Source organism: Pirellulales bacterium (genome assembly GCA_019694435.1).
Classification (GTDB): Bacteria; Planctomycetota; Planctomycetia; order Pirellulales; family JAEUIK01; genus JAIBBZ01.
Map to the genome: position 1 here is coordinate 151,265 of JAIBBZ010000004.1, position 18,270 is coordinate 169,534.

At 66.4% G+C, this 18,270-nt stretch carries 15 protein-coding genes; 7 read left to right on the forward strand and 8 right to left on the reverse strand.

Annotation, left to right across the window (positions count from 1 at the left end):
- Nucleotides 1-9 precede the first annotated feature (9 nt).
- A complete protein-coding gene (locus tag K1X74_05735; GenBank protein ID MBX7165832.1) occupies nt 10-1,503 on the reverse strand; it encodes an oligosaccharide flippase family protein in 1,494 nt (497 codons plus the stop codon).
- A gap of 200 nt (nt 1,504-1,703) precedes the next feature.
- Here K1X74_05735 and K1X74_05740 point away from each other — a divergent pair, with 200 nt between their 5' ends.
- Complete coding sequence (locus K1X74_05740; protein MBX7165833.1) at nt 1,704-2,063, forward strand: hypothetical protein; 360 nt, start codon at nt 1,704-1,706, stop codon at nt 2,061-2,063.
- Here the strand turns inward: K1X74_05740 and K1X74_05745 are convergent.
- Nucleotides 2,039-2,905 carry a glycosyltransferase family 2 protein gene (locus K1X74_05745; protein ID MBX7165834.1) on the reverse strand — a complete coding sequence of 289 codons (867 nt, stop codon included), beginning with the start codon at nt 2,903-2,905 and terminating at the stop codon, nt 2,039-2,041. The two genes, K1X74_05740 and K1X74_05745, sit on opposite strands and share 25 nt — an antisense overlap.
- 142 nt (nt 2,906-3,047) lie before the next feature.
- On the opposite strand from K1X74_05745, the gene infA reads away from it, so the two are divergent.
- On the forward strand, nt 3,048-3,269 hold the full coding sequence (gene infA, locus K1X74_05750) for a translation initiation factor IF-1 (protein ID MBX7165835.1): 222 nt from the start codon (nt 3,048-3,050) through the stop codon (nt 3,267-3,269).
- A 43-nt stretch (nt 3,270-3,312) separates the two neighbouring features.
- On the opposite strand, the gene K1X74_05755 is transcribed toward infA, so the two are convergent.
- Nucleotides 3,313-4,752: a DUF1501 domain-containing protein gene (locus K1X74_05755; protein MBX7165836.1), complete on the reverse strand. Its 1,440-nt coding sequence runs from the start codon at nt 4,750-4,752 to the stop codon at nt 3,313-3,315.
- Between the two features lie 125 nt (nt 4,753-4,877).
- On the reverse strand, nt 4,878-5,780 hold the full coding sequence (locus K1X74_05760) for a dihydrodipicolinate synthase family protein (GenBank protein ID MBX7165837.1): 903 nt from the start codon (nt 5,778-5,780) through the stop codon (nt 4,878-4,880).
- Nucleotides 5,781-6,211: 431 nt separating this feature from the next.
- Here K1X74_05760 and K1X74_05765 point away from each other — a divergent pair, with 431 nt between their 5' ends.
- From K1X74_05765 to K1X74_05775, 3 genes are all read left to right on the forward strand, one after another.
- Nucleotides 6,212-7,912, forward strand: a complete 1,701-nt coding sequence (locus K1X74_05765) for a hypothetical protein (GenBank protein MBX7165838.1) — start codon at nt 6,212-6,214, stop codon at nt 7,910-7,912.
- A gap of 223 nt (nt 7,913-8,135) precedes the next feature.
- Nucleotides 8,136-9,428, forward strand: coding sequence for a diaminopimelate decarboxylase (gene lysA / locus K1X74_05770; protein ID MBX7165839.1), 1,293 nt, complete (start codon nt 8,136-8,138; stop codon nt 9,426-9,428).
- Nucleotides 9,429-9,456: 28 nt separating this feature from the next.
- Complete coding sequence (locus tag K1X74_05775) at nt 9,457-12,111, forward strand: fused MFS/spermidine synthase (GenBank protein ID MBX7165840.1); 2,655 nt, start codon at nt 9,457-9,459, stop codon at nt 12,109-12,111.
- A 13-nt stretch (nt 12,112-12,124) separates the two neighbouring features.
- On the opposite strand, the gene K1X74_05780 is transcribed toward K1X74_05775, so the two are convergent.
- Complete coding sequence (locus K1X74_05780; protein ID MBX7165841.1) at nt 12,125-13,150, reverse strand: hypothetical protein; 1,026 nt, start codon at nt 13,148-13,150, stop codon at nt 12,125-12,127.
- Between the two features lie 147 nt (nt 13,151-13,297).
- On the opposite strand from K1X74_05780, the gene thyX reads away from it, so the two are divergent.
- Together thyX and K1X74_05790 are read left to right on the forward strand one after the other, a co-directional pair.
- Complete coding sequence (gene thyX, locus K1X74_05785; GenBank protein ID MBX7165842.1) at nt 13,298-14,335, forward strand: FAD-dependent thymidylate synthase; 1,038 nt, start codon at nt 13,298-13,300, stop codon at nt 14,333-14,335.
- Nucleotides 14,335-14,724 (forward strand): nuclear transport factor 2 family protein, encoded by a 390-nt coding sequence (locus tag K1X74_05790; protein MBX7165843.1) that lies wholly within the window; start codon nt 14,335-14,337, stop codon nt 14,722-14,724. Before thyX ends, K1X74_05790 begins: the two co-directional genes overlap by 1 nt.
- A 94-nt stretch (nt 14,725-14,818) precedes the next feature.
- On the opposite strand, the gene K1X74_05795 is transcribed toward K1X74_05790, so the two are convergent.
- The 3 genes from K1X74_05795 to K1X74_05805 all read right to left on the reverse strand — a co-directional run bounded on the left by K1X74_05795 (nt 14,819) and on the right by K1X74_05805 (nt 18,266).
- A complete protein-coding gene (locus K1X74_05795; GenBank protein ID MBX7165844.1) occupies nt 14,819-15,400 on the reverse strand; it encodes a cytochrome C oxidase subunit IV family protein in 582 nt (193 codons plus the stop codon).
- Between the two features lie 79 nt (nt 15,401-15,479).
- Nucleotides 15,480-16,451 (reverse strand): cytochrome c oxidase subunit 3 family protein, encoded by a 972-nt coding sequence (locus tag K1X74_05800; protein MBX7165845.1) that lies wholly within the window; start codon nt 16,449-16,451, stop codon nt 15,480-15,482.
- A gap of 96 nt (nt 16,452-16,547) precedes the next feature.
- Nucleotides 16,548-18,266, reverse strand: a complete 1,719-nt coding sequence (locus tag K1X74_05805; GenBank protein MBX7165846.1) for a cbb3-type cytochrome c oxidase subunit I — start codon at nt 18,264-18,266, stop codon at nt 16,548-16,550.
- Between the last annotated feature and the right edge of the window lie 4 nt (nt 18,267-18,270).

Sequence of the window (18,270 nt, forward strand, 5' to 3'; positions counted from 1 at the left end):
CGGCCGCGTTCAGCTGGCGGCGACCGCGCTGGGGCCACGCAGATGCGTCGCGATCCAATGCAGCTCGCGCCAGACGAGCGCGAGATAGACCACGGCGCCGCTCGTGGCGAGGATGCCCAGTCGCACGGCCGCGTGCATCTCGGCCAGGCCCGGCACGAGCCAGCGCAGTGCCGCGACCACCGCCGCCATCACCGCGACGGCCAGCAGCGGCCGACGCACGGCCTTCAGAAAATCACGCCAAGGCATCTCGACGGCGATCAGGCACGCGCCCAGGTAGGGCAAGAACGCCAACAAGTAGGCCGCCGTGTAGGCGCTGGCAAAAGCCAACAGCGTCCGGCCCGGCCACAGCGCCGTGGCGGCCAATGCCGCCAGTACCGCCGCGGCCAACGCAGCGGCCTGGACTGCGAGCCGGCCCGATCGTCCGATGCTCGACAGCACGCTGCCGATCACGTTGATGAACAGGTGCACCACGATCAACAAGGCAAACACGGCCAAGAGCGTTCCCGCGTCGCCCCAGCGCGTCGAGCCGAGCAGCTCGATCGCCTCGGGCGCCGTGAGCGACAGCCCGATGCCCAGCGGAAAACACACCAGGGCAATCAGCCGCCAGAAAGTAGTGAGCAACGTCAGGTAAGTTGCCCGATCGCCGCGGGCGCGTGACAGGGCCGGCAACATCACCCCAGTCAGCGGCGTGCTCAGCGCGCTGACGGGCTTCATGGCGATACCGTACGCTTGGCCGTAGAGCCCCAAGGCGCGTTCGCCGAGCAGGACGCCGATCAGCACCTTGTCGGCGTTGGCCGCGATCCAGAACAACACGCCGCTAATGGCGTAGTTGCCGCCGAACCGGATCAGGTGCAGCACGTTCGCCCCGCGGCGCGGGCGCCCTGGCCACCAGGGATGCAGCCACCAGTAACCGGCGGCGATCAGCCCCCATTCGACGTACTGTTCGAGCACCAGGGCCCAGGCCCCCCAGCCATACCAGGCCATGGCCACGGCCGCGGCACCACCGATCGCCTGGCCGACCACGCGCACCAGCGCCACCCAGCCCAAGCGCAGCTCGCGCTCGAGCATCACCTGGTGCTGCACGCCCCACGTCGTGGCCCACAGCGTTCCTGCCAGGGCGATGCCCAGCGGCACCAGCTCGGGCCTGCCGTTGAGCCAGGCCGCGACCGGTGCGAGCGCCGCCACTCCGAGCGACGTCACGATGCCGACGAGCTGATTGATCCAGAACAGGGCCGAAGCCTCGGCCACGGCCAACTCGGGCTGCTGCACGCCGGCGACGTACAACCCACCGGTGGTGAAAATGCGTCCGAACAGCACCAAGGGGAGCACCATGCCGACCAGTCCGAACGGCTCGGGCCCCAGCAGCCGCAACAGGGCCGAGAGGATCAGTACGGACATCACGTGCCCCGTCGCCTGGCAGGCCACGACGGCCAACGACCCGCGGCGTACCGATCGCGCCAGGTCGGCGCCGGCCAGCGGTGGCGTGGGCTTGCGCGTCGACATCAGGCGTTCTCGTGAGTGCCGGTAGCCAGCAGCCTGCGCCGCGCGGCGCGGTTTTCGCCCGCCGGCGCGACGCTCGGGCAAGGATTGCCGGCGACGCCCTGCGGGAGTGGCCGGGGCCGGACTCGCCGGTCGATGCTATTCGGCGTGGCGCGGCCGGCCCGCTGCCAGCAACGGCGCGCCAGCATCGAGGAACCTATCGCATGGCACCCTGCCTGATCATCGCCGCGGCGCTCGTCGCCGGCTCGCCGATTTGCGCGACAGACAACCTGGTGCCGTACGCCATGCGCAAGAGTTGCTGCCGGAGCTTGCCCTACTACGGCATCGCGCCTGGCTGCGGCACCCCGGTCCCGGGGCCGGCGTTCGACTATCGCACCGAGTTCGATTATCCCTGGTTCCACGAGCAGTACCGCGCCGCGGCCGCCCAAGCCCAGTGGGAGCACGACGTCTATCAAGGGAGCCTGGGCCGGCGAGCGCCCGGCGCCCCGCGCCGTCTGCCCGTGGCGACCGAGCCTGCGCGCACCGTTACGCGTGCGCCTCATCTCCCGAGCCCGCGGCGATAGCGCCAGATGCACCGCAGGGCGCTGATCCCGTCGCGCCAGGTGATCTTCTTGCCCTGCGCATACGTGCGTCCGCGGTAACTGATGGGCCGTTCGTAAATGCGGATGCCAGGAATGCTGGCCACCTTGGCCGTCAATTCCGGCTCGATGCCGAAGCGGTTCTCGCGCAGCGTGGGTGCAATCTGCTGGATCACCTCGCGCCGGAAGACCTTGTAACAGGTCTCCATGTCGCTCAGGTTCAAGTTCGTAAAGCAGTTCGAAAGCGTCGTCAGCAAACGATTGCCCACATAGTGCCAGAAATAGAGCACGCGTTGGTTGTCGCCGCTAAACCGGCTGCCGAACACCACGTCGGCCGACTCCTCGACGATCGGCTGAATCAGCTTGCCGTATTCGCCCGGGTCGTACTCCAGGTCGGCGTCCTGGATGATCACCACCTGGCCCGTGGCATGTTGAAAGCCCGTGCGCAGCGCCGCGCCTTTGCCCTGGTTTTGTTCGTGAAAGATGATCTGCAGGTCGCTCTGGCCGCGCCACGAGTCGAGCAGGGCCCGGGTGCCGTCCGTACTGCCGTCGTCGACCAGGATGATCTCGACCGGGACCCCGGAGCCGCGGACGCGTTCGACCAATTCACCCAGCGTGGCCACCTCGTTGTAGACCGGAATCACGACCGACAGGCGGAAGCCCTCGGGCAGACGGAAGACGCCCAGCCGCCGGCAGAGATCGTGCCCCAAGAGCCGTTCGAGCAACTCCACGCGCTCGGGGGCCAGGGCCGGCATGGCGCCGAGGCGGTCGGTCTCGGCCAGCGCGGCCAGCCAGCTTCGCAGTTCGTCCTGTTCGAGCGAGGCCATATTTGCTTTTGCAATTCCAGCCAATTCTAGACGGGTCTCACCTCAAAGGTTAACCTACAAAGCTTTGGCCGGGGTCAATTTGGGAACCCGGTTTTCCGGTTTTCTCCCAGCCCGGCCAGCGCGGCTATCGCGGAAGAGGTTTATGGCGGAAAAAGAGGAAGGCATCGAGGTCGAAGGGGTCGTCACGCAGGCCCTGGCCAACACGCGGTTTCGCGTCACGATCGACGGCGGTCATGAGGTCATCGCACACGTCGCCGGCAAAATGCGCAAGAACTTCATCCGCATCGTCCCTGGCGATCGCGTCAAGGTCGAGCTCTCTCCCTACGATCTGACCCGCGGGCGGATCGTGTTCCGCGAGCGGTAACAGCGCGCGGCCGCGATGTCGCGCGATGTGCGCATTGCGGACGTCAGGCATAAAGCGCGCGCACCGGCGCGCCCGGCGCCACGTCGTGCGGGCGATTCTGGCGATCGTAAATCCGCTGGCTCAGATCGACGCCCAGCAAGTCGAGAATCGTGGCGGTCAGCTCCGGCGGCGTGATCGGTTGGCTGGCCACATAAGCGCCGCGGTCGTCCGACGATCCGTACACGCGCCCGCGCGCAATGCCGCCGCCGGCCATGAGCACCGAATAAGCGTGCGGCCAATGGTCGCGCCCGGTCGCGTCGGTTGCCGCGTTCATCACCACCCGGCCGATGCGGGGTGTGCGGCCGAATTCGCCCAACACGACGATCAGCGTGTCGTCGAGCAGACCGCGCTCGTCCAGGTCGCCTAAGAGCGCTGCCAACCCGCGGTCGACCGGTGGAATCAGCTTCCGCTCGAGCGTGTTGAAATTGTCCTTGTGCGTGTCCCAAAACGGGCTCTTCACGTCGCTGCCGTCTTCGTGCCAATTGACCGTGACCAGCGCCGTACCGGCCTCGACCAGCCGCCGGGCGAGCAGCAGCGCCTGCCCAAAGGGGCTCGCACCGTAGCGCTCGCGCAGCGCGGCCGGTTCTTGCTCGAGTGCGAACGCCCGCCGCGCGCGCGCCGAGGCCACCAAGGCGAAGGCCTGCGCGTAGAGCGTGTCTTTCTGGGCTTCGAGCTCGTCGGCGCTGGCCGCAAGCTCACGATCGAGTCGTGCCAGCAGATCGTGCCGCGCGGCGAGTCGATCGAGCGTGATGCCGGCCGGCAGCTCGACGCCCGCGACGTGAAATTGGGCCGTGTTCGGTTCGGCGCGAATCAGCCAAGGGTCGAATCCACGCCCCAGGAAGCCGGCCGTCTCGCCGGCATACTCCTGAGGCAGGTCGAGAAACCGGTTCCAGCGCGGCACGGTGATCGCCTGCGGAAACGGGGCCCGGGGCTGCCGCAGCCGGGCCACGAGCGAACCGAGGCTGGGAAAATCGCTCGGGTCGGGCGCAGCGTCGAGGTCGGGTCGCGCATGGGGCCGGCCGGTGAAGGCGTAATAGAGCCCATAGCCGTGCCGCGGATGCTCGTGATGCATCGAACGCACGATCGTGAGCTTGTCGGAGACCTGGGCCAGGTGCGGGAAATGCTCGCAGATCTCCAGGCCCGGCACGCGCGTCGCGATCGGTCGAAACGGCCCGCGAAAGTCGGTCGGCGCATCCGGCTTGAGGTCCCACGTATCGAGCTGGCTGGGACCGCCGAACAAATACACGAAAATGCACGCCTGGGCCTTGGCCGGCAGTCGCAACGGGGCGCCGCTCGACGATTCCGGCGACTGGGCCCGTGCGCAGCGCGCCGCCAGCAATTCCGGCAGCCCGAGCCCCAAGGCCGCCAGCGAACCGACGTGCAACACGTCGCGCCGCGAGAGGCGATCGCAGAGCGAATGAGGCTGGCCATCGAAGCGCAGCATAAGAGCGTCGCTTTTTGTGCGAGATGCCCAGACGCGCCCCGCGGCCTGCGGCACGCGAGCATTCTAGGCCCCCGGACACCGCCCCGCCAAACTCCGCGCGCGACCCCGGGCAGGCGTGAGGCGGTTCAGCCGGCCGCCGCTTCGACCCTGGCCACCAGGCGTTCGACGTCGCTCGTTTCCCACGCGCGGTCGGTGACGCCCAACGGGGCGCGGGGCGGCCCGATATCCAGGTCGAACTTCAACTGCATCGCCGCACGCAGAAACGTCCAGATCGACCCGCTCGCCAGGATCGCGTCGATCGCCTCTTGGAACGTGAGCATGAATTCGCGCCCGCGGCGAAAATCGCCGGCGACGAATGCTGCCCGGGCGCGCTGGGCCGCGGGTCCCCAGAGGTTGTAGAAGGTGCCGATGGCACCCAGCGCCCCGCTGAGTGCGGCGTGGCAGAGTACCTCGTCGGCGCCGCTGAACAACGCCAGCCGGCCGCCGGTGTACTGATGCAACAGGCCCAACACGTTCATGTTCATGTCCGTGAACTTGATCCCGCGGATGTTCGGCAGCTCCATCAGCCGCTGCGCGTAGATCCGCGGCGGCGGCAGCGATTGGGCGAGGAAGCCGGCGTGATAGGGGAAAAACGGCAGCGATGTGGCCGCGCCGATGCGCCGGTAATGCTCGAACGTCGCCTCGACGCTCGTCGGGTAATAGATCGGCGGCACGGTCGTCACGGCGTCGGCGCCGATCTCGGCCGCATGTCGGGCCAGCGCGATGCTGTCGTCGGTTGCTACCGCGCCGACGTGAATCATTACGGGCATCCGGCCTGCCGCCGCTCGCACGACGACCTCGGCCACGCGGCGGCGGTCGTCGAGCCCGAGGGCCACGCCTTGGCCGGTCGAACCGAGGGCAAACAGACCACCCAGCCCCTGGCCGCAGAGCACGTCGACCAGCCGCTCGGTGGCGGTCAGGTTGGGTCGGCCGGCGGAATCGAGGGGGGTCAGCAGGGCCGGCCACACGCGGCCTTCGGTGAGATTCATAAAGCCTGGGACCTCTTCGGCGTGGTCAACAAACGGACGGGGCCGATCGATCGGCTGCGTCCATCGTACCGACGGGCCGGGGCGTCGGCAGGGGGGCGTCGAGTTCGATTCCGCGGACCCGCCATCCACGCCCGAAAAACCCCGGGCCGCCGCCGCGCCGCCGGGGGGAGGGCGACGCAACTACGGCAAAATCCAGGAATAAATTCGCCGCATCGCGAAAACCCCGGGTGATTTCGTAGGTATAATCCAGGCTTCCCACCCGCCGGCGCGGTGTGGCTTGAGCCAGCTTCGAGCGTGCGCTTGCCCCCTTGTGGTGTACCCGTGAAGTGCGCGATTGGCTGAAGTTGCACCCCCTGTGGCAGCTTGCCACAGCGGGCTCGCCGGCCCCCAAGACACTTGCCCTTTTTGTTCCTGTTGAGGAGTACCTGGTCGTGAGAAAGTTTGCGCTGGCCCTGTTTTCGCTCGGCATGATGCTCTTCATGCCCGCGGCGTCGGTCCTGGCCCAGGACGACGAGATGAAGCCCTTGGTGGTCCTGTGGGCCAAGAGCTACGAAGAGCTGATCAAAGACATCGACTTCATGGGCAAGGCGTCGGACAACCCCGACCTCGGCCAGGGCCTCGAAGGCCTGATCAACCTGGTGTCGCAAGGCCAAGGCCTCCCGGGCCTCGACAAGAGCAAGCCTTGGGGCGCCGCCGTCAACTCCGACGGCTTCCAGTTCCAGATCCTCGGTTTCCTGCCGATCAAGGAACTGGACAAGTTCATGGAAATGGTCGGCCAGCTCGCCGGCGCGCCCGAAAAGCAGGACGACGGTAGTTACAAGATCAACGTCCAGGCCTTTGCCTTGTACCTCAAGCAAGTCGGCGATTGGACGTTTGTCTCGCAGGCGCCCGAGGGCTTCGCCTCGGTGCCCGCGGACCCCGCCAAGCTGCTGGGCGGTCTGAACGAGAAGTACGACTTCGGCGTGCAGGCGCACATTCAGAACATTCCCGAGGTGTTCCGGCAACTGGCCGTCGAACAAATCAAGCTCGGCATGGACGAGCAGCTGAAGAAGATGCCGCAGGAGTCGGACGCGCAGTACGAACTGCGCAAGCAGTTGACCAAGGATCAGCTCGACAAGTTGACCTCGCAGATGGACGAGATGGAGCAGATCACCTTCGGCGTCAACATCGACGAAGAGAAGGAGCTGGGTCTGGTCGACGTCACGATGTTGGCGGTCGCTGGCAGCAAGACGGCCGAGCGGATGGCCAAGATGAGCGACGGCAAGACCAATTTTGCTGGCTTCAACATCGCGGACGCCAAGGCTTCGCTGAACATGAACCTGGTGCTTAGCCAGGACGACATCGCCGAAATGCGCGGCATGGTCGATTCGATGCAGGCCGAGCTGGACAAGCAGGTCGAAGGGCTTGACGTCATTCCCGACGAGGCCATCCGCACCGAGATCAAGGAACTGGTCGGCGAACTGTTCGACATCGTCAAAACCACGGTCGACAGCGGCCGGACCGATGCGGGCATGGCCCTGGTCGGCGAAGGTCCCCACACGCTCTTGGCCGGCGGCTATATCGCCGACGGCGAAGTGCTGAAGAAGTGGTTCGAGCGCCTGGTGAGCATGGCCGAGACCGAAGCCGGCTTCTACGGCGTGCAGATGGACGTGGCCAAGCATGAAGGCGTCGCCTTCCACACGGTTTCGATTCCGTTCGTCGGCGGCGACGAAATGGCCCCGATCAGTGAGCTGTTCGGTGACGAGCTGGAGCTGGTCATCGGCATCGGCGAGAAGAGCGCCTATATGGCCCTGGGCAAGGACGGCGTCGATCAGCTCAAGAAGGTCATCGACGATTCGAAGGCGGCCGCCGACAAGAAAGTGCCGCCGATTCAGGGTCAGGCCTCGGTCGGCTTGCTCGTCAAGCTGCTGGCCAGTCAGCAGAAGTCGGGCGGCAGCGAGGCGGGGGACCCGCTGGTGGATGCCTTGACCATGAACATCCCGGAGAAGGACGACAAGGTGACCATGATCGCCGAGCCGATCGAGAACGGCATCAAGCTGCACATCGAGGCTCAAAAGGGTGTCCTGGGTTTCCTCACCTCGGCCCTGATGGCCGCGGCCCCGAGCATGAACATCCCGGGCCTGGGACAGTAATGCCAGCTTGCCCGAGGGCTCCGTTCTCGGAGCACCTCGCGTAGCGCGAACCCCCTGATCACGGCGCCGGTCCTCTCGCAGGGCCGGCGCCGTTTTTTTGTCTACGCCTCGCCACGCGGCCATGGCGAACCCGGGGCGCTTTGCGGTCTCGGGGCGTTCTGCTAGTTTCAGCGGTCGAGGCGGGCCGCCTTGGCCCGCGAGTCTGAGGAAGTCTTGAACCCCCATGAGCCTAGCCACGACCAGCCGGCCGCTGTGCCGGGACGAAATCGCCGGGATCGCTGTGCCCGAGTTGGCCGCGCGTTTCCAGACGCCCTGCTACGCGTACGATGCCGCGGCGATCATCGAGCGGATTGCCGAGCTTCGCAGCTTCGACGTGATCCGCTACGCCCAGAAGGCCTGCTCGAACCTGGCGATTCTCGACCTGGTGCGGCGCCAAGGCGTCTTGGTCGATGCCGTCAGCGCAGGCGAGATCGAGCGCGCCCGGGCCGCCGGGTATCCGGCCACCGGCGAGCCACCGCCGGTCGTCTACACGGCCGACATCTTCGACCGGGAGTCGCTCGACCTGGTCGTCGAGCGAGGCATTCACGTCAATTGCGGTTCGCCCGACATGATCGACCAGTTGGCCGATCGCGGCGTGCGCGGCGCGATTACCCTGCGGATCAATCCGGGCTTCGGTCACGGCCACAGCCAGAAAACCAACACCGGCGGCGAGCACTCGAAACACGGCATCTGGCACGAGCAGCTCGATGCCTGCGTCTCCCAGGCGCGTCGCCGCGGATTGGAAGTCAGCGGCCTGCATCTGCACATCGGCTCGGGCACCGACTTCGAGCATTTGGCACAGGTGTGCGGCGCGATGGACCGTCTGGCGCGGCGCGCCGGCGCCAGCCTGCACGAGATCAGCGCCGGCGGCGGTCTGCCGACGCCGTATCGCCCCGGCGATGCGCGAATCGACCTGGCCGCATACTTTGACCTTTGGGACCAGACGCGTCGCGCGCTCGAAGCGGCCTTCGGGCACAAGCTGCGGCTCGAGATCGAGCCGGGCCGGTACCTGGTCGCGGAAAGCGGTTATCTGATCAGTGAGATTCGCGCGATCAAACAGACCGGCGGGCGGACGTTCTATCTGTTGGACGCCGGTTTCAACAATCTGGCGCGACCGATCCTGTACGGCGCATATCACCCCATGTCGATCTGCCCGCGCGACGGCCGCGCGCTCGACGCGAGCGAGCTCGACGAAGTGGTCGTGGGGGGGCCCCTGTGCGAGTCGGGCGACATCTTTACCCAGACCGACGGCGGGTTTGTCGCGACGCGCGGCTTGCCCCGCGCCCAGATCGGCGACTACCTGGTCATCGAATGCGCGGGCGCCTACGGTGCGGTCATGGCGTCGAACTACAATTCGAAGCCCTTGGCCGCCGAGGTCTTGCTGCGCGACGGCACAGCCCATTTGATTCGTGCGCGCCAGACGTTTGCCGACTTGATTCGCGGCGAGTCGATCCCAGCGACCGAGCCGCGCGGCTAGAGCGAGCGGCCCAGGACGTTTGCGCCCCATGACCGCTATCCCGCCCTCTGCCGTCGAAGCCCCTGCCGACGCGGCGAGCCGTGCCGCAGGGCCGCTGGTGCGGCTGGTCTACGCGATGTCGTTCGCCTCGGGCGCGGCGGCGCTGATCTACGAAGTCGCCTGGACCAAGATGCTGTCGCTTACCTTCGGCAGCACGACCTTGGCCGCCAGCGCCGTCGTCGCCGCTTTCTTGGGTGGCATGGGCCTGGGAGCGTGGCTCTATCATCTGCCGGCTGGCCGCGCGCTGCGCGGCGGGGCGACGCCGCTGGGTTTCTACGCGGCTCTCGAGTTGGGGATCGCCGTCACCACGGCCTTGTTAAGCCGCACCTTCTACTCGCTGCCGGCCGCGTTTCTGCGCGTTGCCGAGACGGTCGGCGACGGGCCGCCGCTTGTCGCAGCGCGGTTTGCCATGGTGTTCGCGCTGCTGATCGTGCCGGCCGCGTTGATGGGCGCCACGTTTCCCGCGCTCTGCACGGCGACGATCCGCTCGGTCCGCGGCGTCGACCGGCACCTGGGCATGATCTACGGGCTCAACACGGTCGGCGCCGCAGCCGGCGCGCTGGTGGCCGGGCTGCTGCTGGTCGAGCGGTTGGGCCTGCTCCATGCGATCCTGGTTGCCAATGCCTTGAACCTGCTGATCGCCGTCGTGGCCTGGAACGCGGCGCGCCGGGCACAGCCGCTCGACGAGCCGGTCGCGGCGACCGACGCGGCAATTCCGACCGCGCTGCCGGCCGCCTGGACGGCCATCACGCTCGTGCTTTCCGGTTGGGCGACGCTGTCGTACGAGATCCTCTGGTTTCGTGCCTTGCGCTACCTGGTCGGCAACAGTACCTATGCGTTCACGGTCGTGCTGGTGGTGTTTCTCGTGGGGCTGGGACTTGGTTCGATCCTGTTGCGACGCGTGGTGCGCCGCGGAAGGCCCGAGCGCGATCTGGCGCTGTCGCAGTGTGCCATCGCCGCTTGGGGGCTGGCGGCTATGGCCGGGCTGTGGCTGGTGACCGATCCGCCCGCGGCGATTGCACCTACCTTGCAGCCGTTGTGCGATGCGCTGAGTATCTACTCGGGCCGATTCCACGACTACGGTTGGGAGCGCCAATTGGCGCTCAATGGACTCGTGGCCACGGTCTTCCTGTTGCCGGCGACGCTGTGGATGGGACTGGCGTTTCCCTTGGCGAGCCGCCTGCTGGTCGGTGACGTCCGGCGCATTGGCCAGCGCGTCGGCTCGGCATACTTGCTGGCGAACCTGGGCAGCATCGCGGGGTCGATCGGCGCAGCGACGCTGCTCTTGCCGCTGTTCGGCACGATTACCGGCACGAAGCTTGTCGCCGGCATCAACCTGGCCTGGGGACTCGTGCTGTGGGTTGCCGCGCGGCGCGCAGCCGGTGGCGGCGGCGCAGCGCTCGGCCCGGTCGCGGCCTGCGCCGCGGCGGTCGCGCTGTTCGCGGTGCTGCTGCCGCGCCAGCTCAATCTGCACGGCGAACGCGGCGCCTATGCAAGGGCCAAACCGATCTTCACCGTCGAAGGCGATCTGGCCACGGTGCAGGTGCTCGAAGACCCCGTGCGGCCCCGGGCCAAGGCCATGGCGATCGACGGGGCCGTGATCGGCTGCACGTCGCAGTTCGACCAGGGGCTGATGGCCAAACAGGCCGTGCTGGCGCATCTGCCGATGGCCCTGGATACGCGGATACGGCACACGCTCAATGTCGGCCTGGGCAGCGGCTCGACCTTGGCCGAGTTGGCCCGGTATCCGCAACTCGAAACGCTCGATTGCGTCGAGATCAACGCCGGCGTGGTCGCCGGCGCGCGGCGGTATTTCCCCGAAGGCGCGGTGCTCGACGATCCCCGGGTGCACGTCGCCGTGGAAGACGCTCTGTATTTTCTGCTCCGCGCCCCGCGGCACTACGATCTGATCGTCTCCGACGGCAAGCAGAATCCCAGCTTTCCCGGCAATGCCGTGATGCTATGCCGCGAGTTCTACGCTTATGGCTTGGACCGGTTGTCCGACGACGGCCTGTTCGTGCAATGGTTGCCGCTGGCGACGCTCACCAGCGAGTTCGAGATTGTGCTGCGCACGTTCTGCGACGTATTTCCCGAGGCCGACGTCTTCTTCTTTCCCGACAAGTCGGTGTTGATGGTCGGCGCCCGGCGGCCGTTGGCCGGGCGACCGATGCTCGACCGCGAGACGTTCGACCGCGTCGGCGCGGCGCAGGGACTCGTGGCCTATGGCATCGACCGGCCCGAAGCACTCGTGGCCCATTGGCTGGTCGACAAGGGCGCCATCCGCGCGGGCCTGCCGGCCGGACCGTTAGCCACGTGGGACCATAACCCGCTGGAGTTCACGACCTTCAAAGCGCCCCGCGCTCAACTCGACGCCAGCCCGATCGACAACCTGCTGATGCTGCATCAACTCGCCAGGCACGTCGAATCGCGCCCGCTGCTGGCGTTGATCGATCCGCACATTGCGACCGCGACCCAGGCCGTGCAAGACGTTTATCTGCTGCTCACACGGCGCGAGCTCGAACCTGCACGCTTGGCGGCCGAACGGGCCGTCGAAGCTGCGCCCGACTATTTGGCCGCCCTGGCCACGCGCGACCTGGTACGCCAGGTGTTTGCCGCGCAGAACATGCGCTGGCCGGGGTCCTAGCCGACAGGCACGCTCAGTCCAGGTTGGTCCGCAGTTGCGGAAACACCTTCGAGACCTTGCCCAGCAGGTAATCGCCGTAGGTGCCTTGCGCCTCGTGGACGCTCGCCTGGTCCCAACGCTCGTTGCGGTCGTTGGGGATGGGGACGTCGGCCAGCTCCTCGATGGGCCGTACTTCGGCGCGAAAACTCGGGTCGAAGAACAGCGGAAACGACAGCCGGTCGCGACCGGCCGAATTGCGCACGCGATGTGGCGTCGAACGGTAGAGCCCGCGCGTCAGCCGGTCGAGCATGTCGCCGATGTTGCAGATGAACGAGCCTGCGATCGGCGGCGCCTCGATCCAGCGGCTCCGGCTTTTTACCTGCAGCCCACCGGCGTTGTCTTGCCAGAGGATCGTCAACAGGCCGTAGTCGGTGTGCTCGCCGACACCCCACGTCGCCTCGCGCGCGGCCGACTCCGGCACCCAGGGATAGTTGAAGATGCGGAACAAGATCAGCGGGTCGGCCGTGTAGCGCCGATCGAAATAGTCTTCCGGCAGGTTCAAGCTCAGCGACAGTCCCCGCATCAAGGCGTGGCCGAGTTGAGTCAGCCGGTCCATGTAGGTCAACACGACCCTCCGCAGCTCGGGCAGCTCGGCAGGAAATAAGTTGGCCCCGTGCAGCGGCGTGCGGGCCACGACCTCGGGATGATCGGCCGGCAGCTCGGCACCGAAGTACAGGCCTTCCTTCTGGTCGGGCTTGCCCGAGGTCAACTCGTCGCCGACGGCAAAATATCCGCGCCAGGCCCGCCCCCCACGGCTCATGGCGATCTGCTGCTTGGCCGCGAGCGGCAAGCGAAAAAATTCCCGGCTGAGCCGATCGAGGTCGGCCAGCAGCTCCGGCTCGACATGGTGCCCCATGATGTAGAAGAACCCGCTTTCACGGCAGGCTTCGCTCAACTGCCGGGCCGTATCGTAGCGTGCGGGGCTCCTGGCCAGCAGCGGTCCCACGTCGATGACCGGAACTTGCTCGAACTCGGCCAATTGGGAATCGTGCGTAGTCATGGGCCGTTGCCTTTGCGGCGAGAGGTACGCGCGGCGGGTTGCTAAGCGTTTGTACCGCGCTTGCCCAGCGGCGTCATGCCGACGCGCGATTCGTCGCACCCCCGCCGGCCATGGCACCCCGTTGGCCTGGACAATTCGAGGGGTAGAATGACGACCCCGCGGGCGAAACGCCTGCTGCTGCGCCGCGCGGGCCGCGTACGGAAACCGGGGCCCCTTGCCGAGGACGACATGCCGACCAACGCCGACGAATTCCGCCGCCTGCAATGGCACAAGTTTTCCGTCCTCGACGACGGCTTCGTGACCCTGGTCGACGTGATGGGCGACGATCAGGCCGTGGTCCAGGCGGCGCGGGTCAGCTATGGCGAGGGTACGCGCAAGGTCTCCGACGACCGGCAGTTGATCCGCTACCTGATGCGGCACTGGCACACCACGCCTTTCGAGATGGCCGAGATCAAACTGCTGGTGCGGGTGCCGATGGACTGCTGGCGACAGTGGATTCGCCATCGTACGGCCAACGTGAACGAATACTCGACGCGCTATTCGCTGGCCATCGACGCTGCGCAGGCCACGCCGCCGGACGCCTGGCGCCGCCAGTCCGAATCGAACCGCCAGGGGAGCGCCGGCGCGCTCGAAGCCCAGGCCGGCGCCGAGCTGAGCGCCGCCGAAGCCGAATTTCAAGCCGCGGCCCGGGCGCTTTACGAGCGGCGGATTGCCGCGGGCGTGGCCCGCGAGCAGGCCCGCAAAGACTTACCTCTGTCGACCTACACCGAGGCCTACTGGAAGGCCGACTTGCACAACATCCTGCATTTTCTCGCGCTGCGGATGGACGCGCACGCCCAGTGGGAAATCCGCCAATATGCCCAAACGATCGGCGAGCAGATCGTCAAGCCGCTGTTTCCACTGGTCTGGGAGGCGTTTGTCGATTATCGCCGTGAAGGACTGGTACTCTCGCGGCTCGATCGTGAGCTGATCGCACGGCTCGTGGCGCGGCTCGGCCAGCAGGGCCGTGCCCAGGCCACCGAGGCCGACTTTCTCGCCGTGCAGGACCCGGGATGGGCCGCGATGCGGCGTTGCCGCGAACGCGACGAATGCCGGACCAAGCTCGCCGCGCTAGGGTTGCTCGTGCCAGATTCGGCCGGCGCCGCGGCCACCGACGACCAGAACCTCGAACCGGGAGACAACTGATGGCCGACGCCGTTGCCGAGGAATTGCTCGCCCTTAACCAGAAGCTGCTCGACGCCATCGCAGGAGGCGATTGGGCAACCTACACGACGCTTTGCGATCCGACGCTGACCTGCATCGAGCCTGAGGCCCGGGGCCAGGTCGTCGCCGGCATGGCGTTTCACAAGTACTACTTCGATCTCGGCGCGGGCAATTCACCGCGCCAAAACACGATGGCCTCGCCACAGGTCCGCGTGATGGGCGACGTGGCCCTGCTCGCCTATGTGCGGCTCACGCAGCGGCTCGATGCACATGGCCATCCGCAAACGGCGGCCGTCGAAGAGACCCGCGTCTGGCACAAGCAGCAGGGCGCGTGGAAGCACGTCCACTTCCACCGCTCGGTCGTTGAGTAAGCGGGCAGGGTGGGCGACTGAGCGAGAAGGGCGACTGACCTGCTGCTTCGAGTCAGGTTCCGCTGCGTTCAGGTCAGGGCCCGCTGCGTTCAGGTCAGGGCGCTGCCGGAGCGGCTTCGCCGGCAGGTGGCGTTTCTGCCGGAGCTTCGGCCGGCGGTGCCGTGGCAGGTGCAGCCTCGGCAGGTGCAGCCTCAGCGGGCGTCTCGGGGGCCGGTGCGGCCGCGGCTTCTGCAGCCTCGGTGGCGGCTTCTGCCTTCTTCTCGGCGGCCTTGAGCATCGGATCGAGCTGTGCGTCGGGCGCGGCCTGCAGATCGACCGGGGCGACGATCTGGCGGCTCCGCACCGCCGGGTCGTATTGTCCGGTATCGAGCATCGCCAGGCCCAGGAACAGGGCCACGAACAACAGTGACCCCACAAAGAAGATCGACAGCACCGGCCGGTCCCAGCGCAGGTGCATGAAGTACAAGCACACGAGCATCGCCTTGAAGGTGGCAATGGCCAAGGCGCTGATCAGATCGAGCGGGCCCAGGTGAAACTGCGCCAGGCCCACGGTCAGCAAGGTCAGCGCCATGAGCGCCATCCAGGTGCCGACCAGCGTCGATACCGGTACGACGTGTCCCACGGGCGGGTGCTTGATCATTCCGGCGTGGCCGTCGGTAGCTGCCGCATGTGCCATCGGTCGCGTTCCTTACTGCAAAATCGATCCGCCGGCCGGCGCAACGCGCCGCCGAATGTGTTCAGGGAGTCCAGGGCAATCAGTGAATCAGGTACAACAACGGGAACAGGTAGATCCACACCAAGTCGACCAAGTGCCAGTACAGTCCGACGAAGTCGACCGGCTCGAAGTAGCCGTCGGCAAACTCGCCGCGCAGGGCCCGCCACAACAGCCAGCCGAGCACCCCGATGCCGATCACGACGTGCAGGCCGTGCAGGCCCGTCATGCAGAAGTAGATGCCGAAAAAGATCTGCACGTTCTTCGGCTCATGCGGCGGATGATGGGGTTCGGTCGCCGCCAGGGCCGGGGGCAGCGTGCCTGTCGGACCGGTGCCGGGCGGCGCGAGTGAGCTGCCCGTGGCCGTGGCCGGCGTGATCGGCGCGTTGGCATCGACCGGGGCCGCAGCGGCGTCTGGTGCCGGAGTCGCGGCAGTTGCCTCGGCCGGCGCAGCGGTCTCAGCGCTCGCAGCAGCAGTTTCGGCATGTTCGCCTTCGCCGGCTTCGCTTGCCCCGTGCTCGCCGTGAGCCAGATGTTCTTCGCCCGGCTTGAAGTCCGGGGCGTACAGCTTGCCCCAGAGCACGCCGTGGTGCCACTTGTGGCTGTATTCGACGTACTTGATGCCCATGAAGGCAAAGCCGCAGGCGATTGTGATGCTCAACAAGCCGATCAGCGCTTTGCGCTGGCCAAGCTGCGCTGCACGGACGCCCAACGCCATCGTCAAGCTGCTGAAAATGAGCACGCCCGTGTTGATCGCCCCCCACTTCACGTCGAGATACTCGTGGGCATAGACGAACACCTCGGGGTGCAGTCGGCGATACACGGCATAAGCGCAGAACAGCCCGCTGAAGAACAGCACTTCCTGCACCAGGAACAACCACATCCCGAGCTTGCCCGAGTAGAACTGCTGCTCGGGGGTCTCGAAGTGATGCGCCAGGTGGGGCAGGTGCCCGTGCTCGCCGTGACCGTCCGCGCCATGATCGCCGGGAGCGTGAGATTCAACGTGCGTCGCCATGGAGGTTCGACTGCCTGCTTACAAAGGGTTGGTTGAGTTCGTTGTTCCGCATCCAGCGGCGCCCCGGCAGGTCAGCCCGGGACCGCCGACTCGCGGCTAGTGAGCAAAATCGCTCGGCTTATAGTTGGGGTTAGGCACATAGCCATCGACCCTCGCGTCGTAGACCACGCGCTGCATGTCGTACGGGTCGTGCACCACCGGCGGCGTATCGAAATTGGCCAACGGCGGCGGCGAACTGCACTGCCATTCGAGCGTGGCGCCGCCCCAGGGGTTCATCGGGGCGGGCTTGCCGCGGAAGATCGCGTAGATCAGGGTGACCATGCCGACGCCCGCGCCGACGCCGAGAATCACTGCGCCGACCGTCGACCATTGGTGCAGCTCGGTGTACTCAGGCAGGTAGTTGAAGTACCGCCGCGGCATCCCGCGGGTGCCCAGGATGAACTGCGGGAAGAACGTGACGTTGAAGCCCGTGAAGATCAGCAGGGCGGTGACCCGGCCCCAGAATTCGTTGGGCATTTTGCCCCAGATCTTCGGCCACCAGTAGAACAGGCCGCCGTACATGGCCGTGATGGCGCTGCCGACCATCACGTAGTGAAAGTGGGCCACGACGAAGTACGTGTCGTGCAGAGGCACGTCGGTCGACATCGTCGCCAGGAACAGGCCGGTGAGCCCGCCGATGGCGAACAGGAACAAGAAGGCCAAGGCAAAGCACATTGGCGATTGGAAGCTGACCGAGCCCTTGTACATGGTGAACAGCCAGTTGAACACCTTGATGGCCGAGGGGATGGCGATCGTGAAAGTGATGGCGCTGAAAATCGTGCCGGCGAGTTCCGACTGGCCGCTGGTGTACATGTGGTGGCCCCACACCAGGAAGCCCAGCAAGGCGATGGCTACGCTGCTGAAGGCGATCAGCCGGTAACCGAAAATGTGCTTGCGGCTGAACGTGGCCATCAGTTCGCTGATCACGCCCATCGCCGGCAGGATCATGATGTACACGGCCGGGTGCGAATAGAACCAGAAGAAGTGCTGGTACAGCACCGGGTCGCCGCCGCGCGACGGATCGAACACGCCGATGCCCATCGCCTTTTCGACCATCAACAGCAGCAGCGTGATGGCCAGCACCGGCGTGGCGAGCACCTGGATCACCGCCGTGCCGTACAGGGCCCACACAAACAGCGGGATCTTGAACCAGCCCATGCCCTTGGCCCGCAGAGTATGGGTGGTGACGATGAAGTTGATGCCGGTGAAGATCGAGCTGAAGCCGAGGATAAACGCGCCGAACGTGGCCGCGATTACCGGCGTTGTCGTGCGCTGCGAGTAGGGGGCATAAAACGTCCAGCCCGTGTCCAACCCGCCCCAGAGCAGGACGCAGACGAACATGAACGCCCCGAAGATCCAGAAATGGAAGCTGAGCAGATTGAGCCGCGGGAAGGCGACGTCCTTGGCGCCGAGCATGATCGGCAGCACGAAGTTGCCCAATGCCGCCGGGATGCTGGGGATGATCACCAGGAAGACCATCACCGCGCCGTGCAGGGTGAACAGCTTGTTGTAGGCGTTGGCGGCAGCCTTCGTGTCGGCGGCCGTGTTCAGCACGCCCAGGATGCCGACGCCGGGCTGCCACAACTCGATCCGCACCAACAGCGCGAAGATGCCTCCGAGCAGGAACATCGTCATCACGCCGCCCAGGTACATCAGGCCGATGCGCTTGTGGTCCAGCGTGAAAATCCACGACAAGAAGCCGTGGGAGTTGTTCAGGTAGTTCACCTGAGCGGGCGCGGTGGCGCCGTACGAGCCGGGCTTGGTAACCGTTGCCATGTAT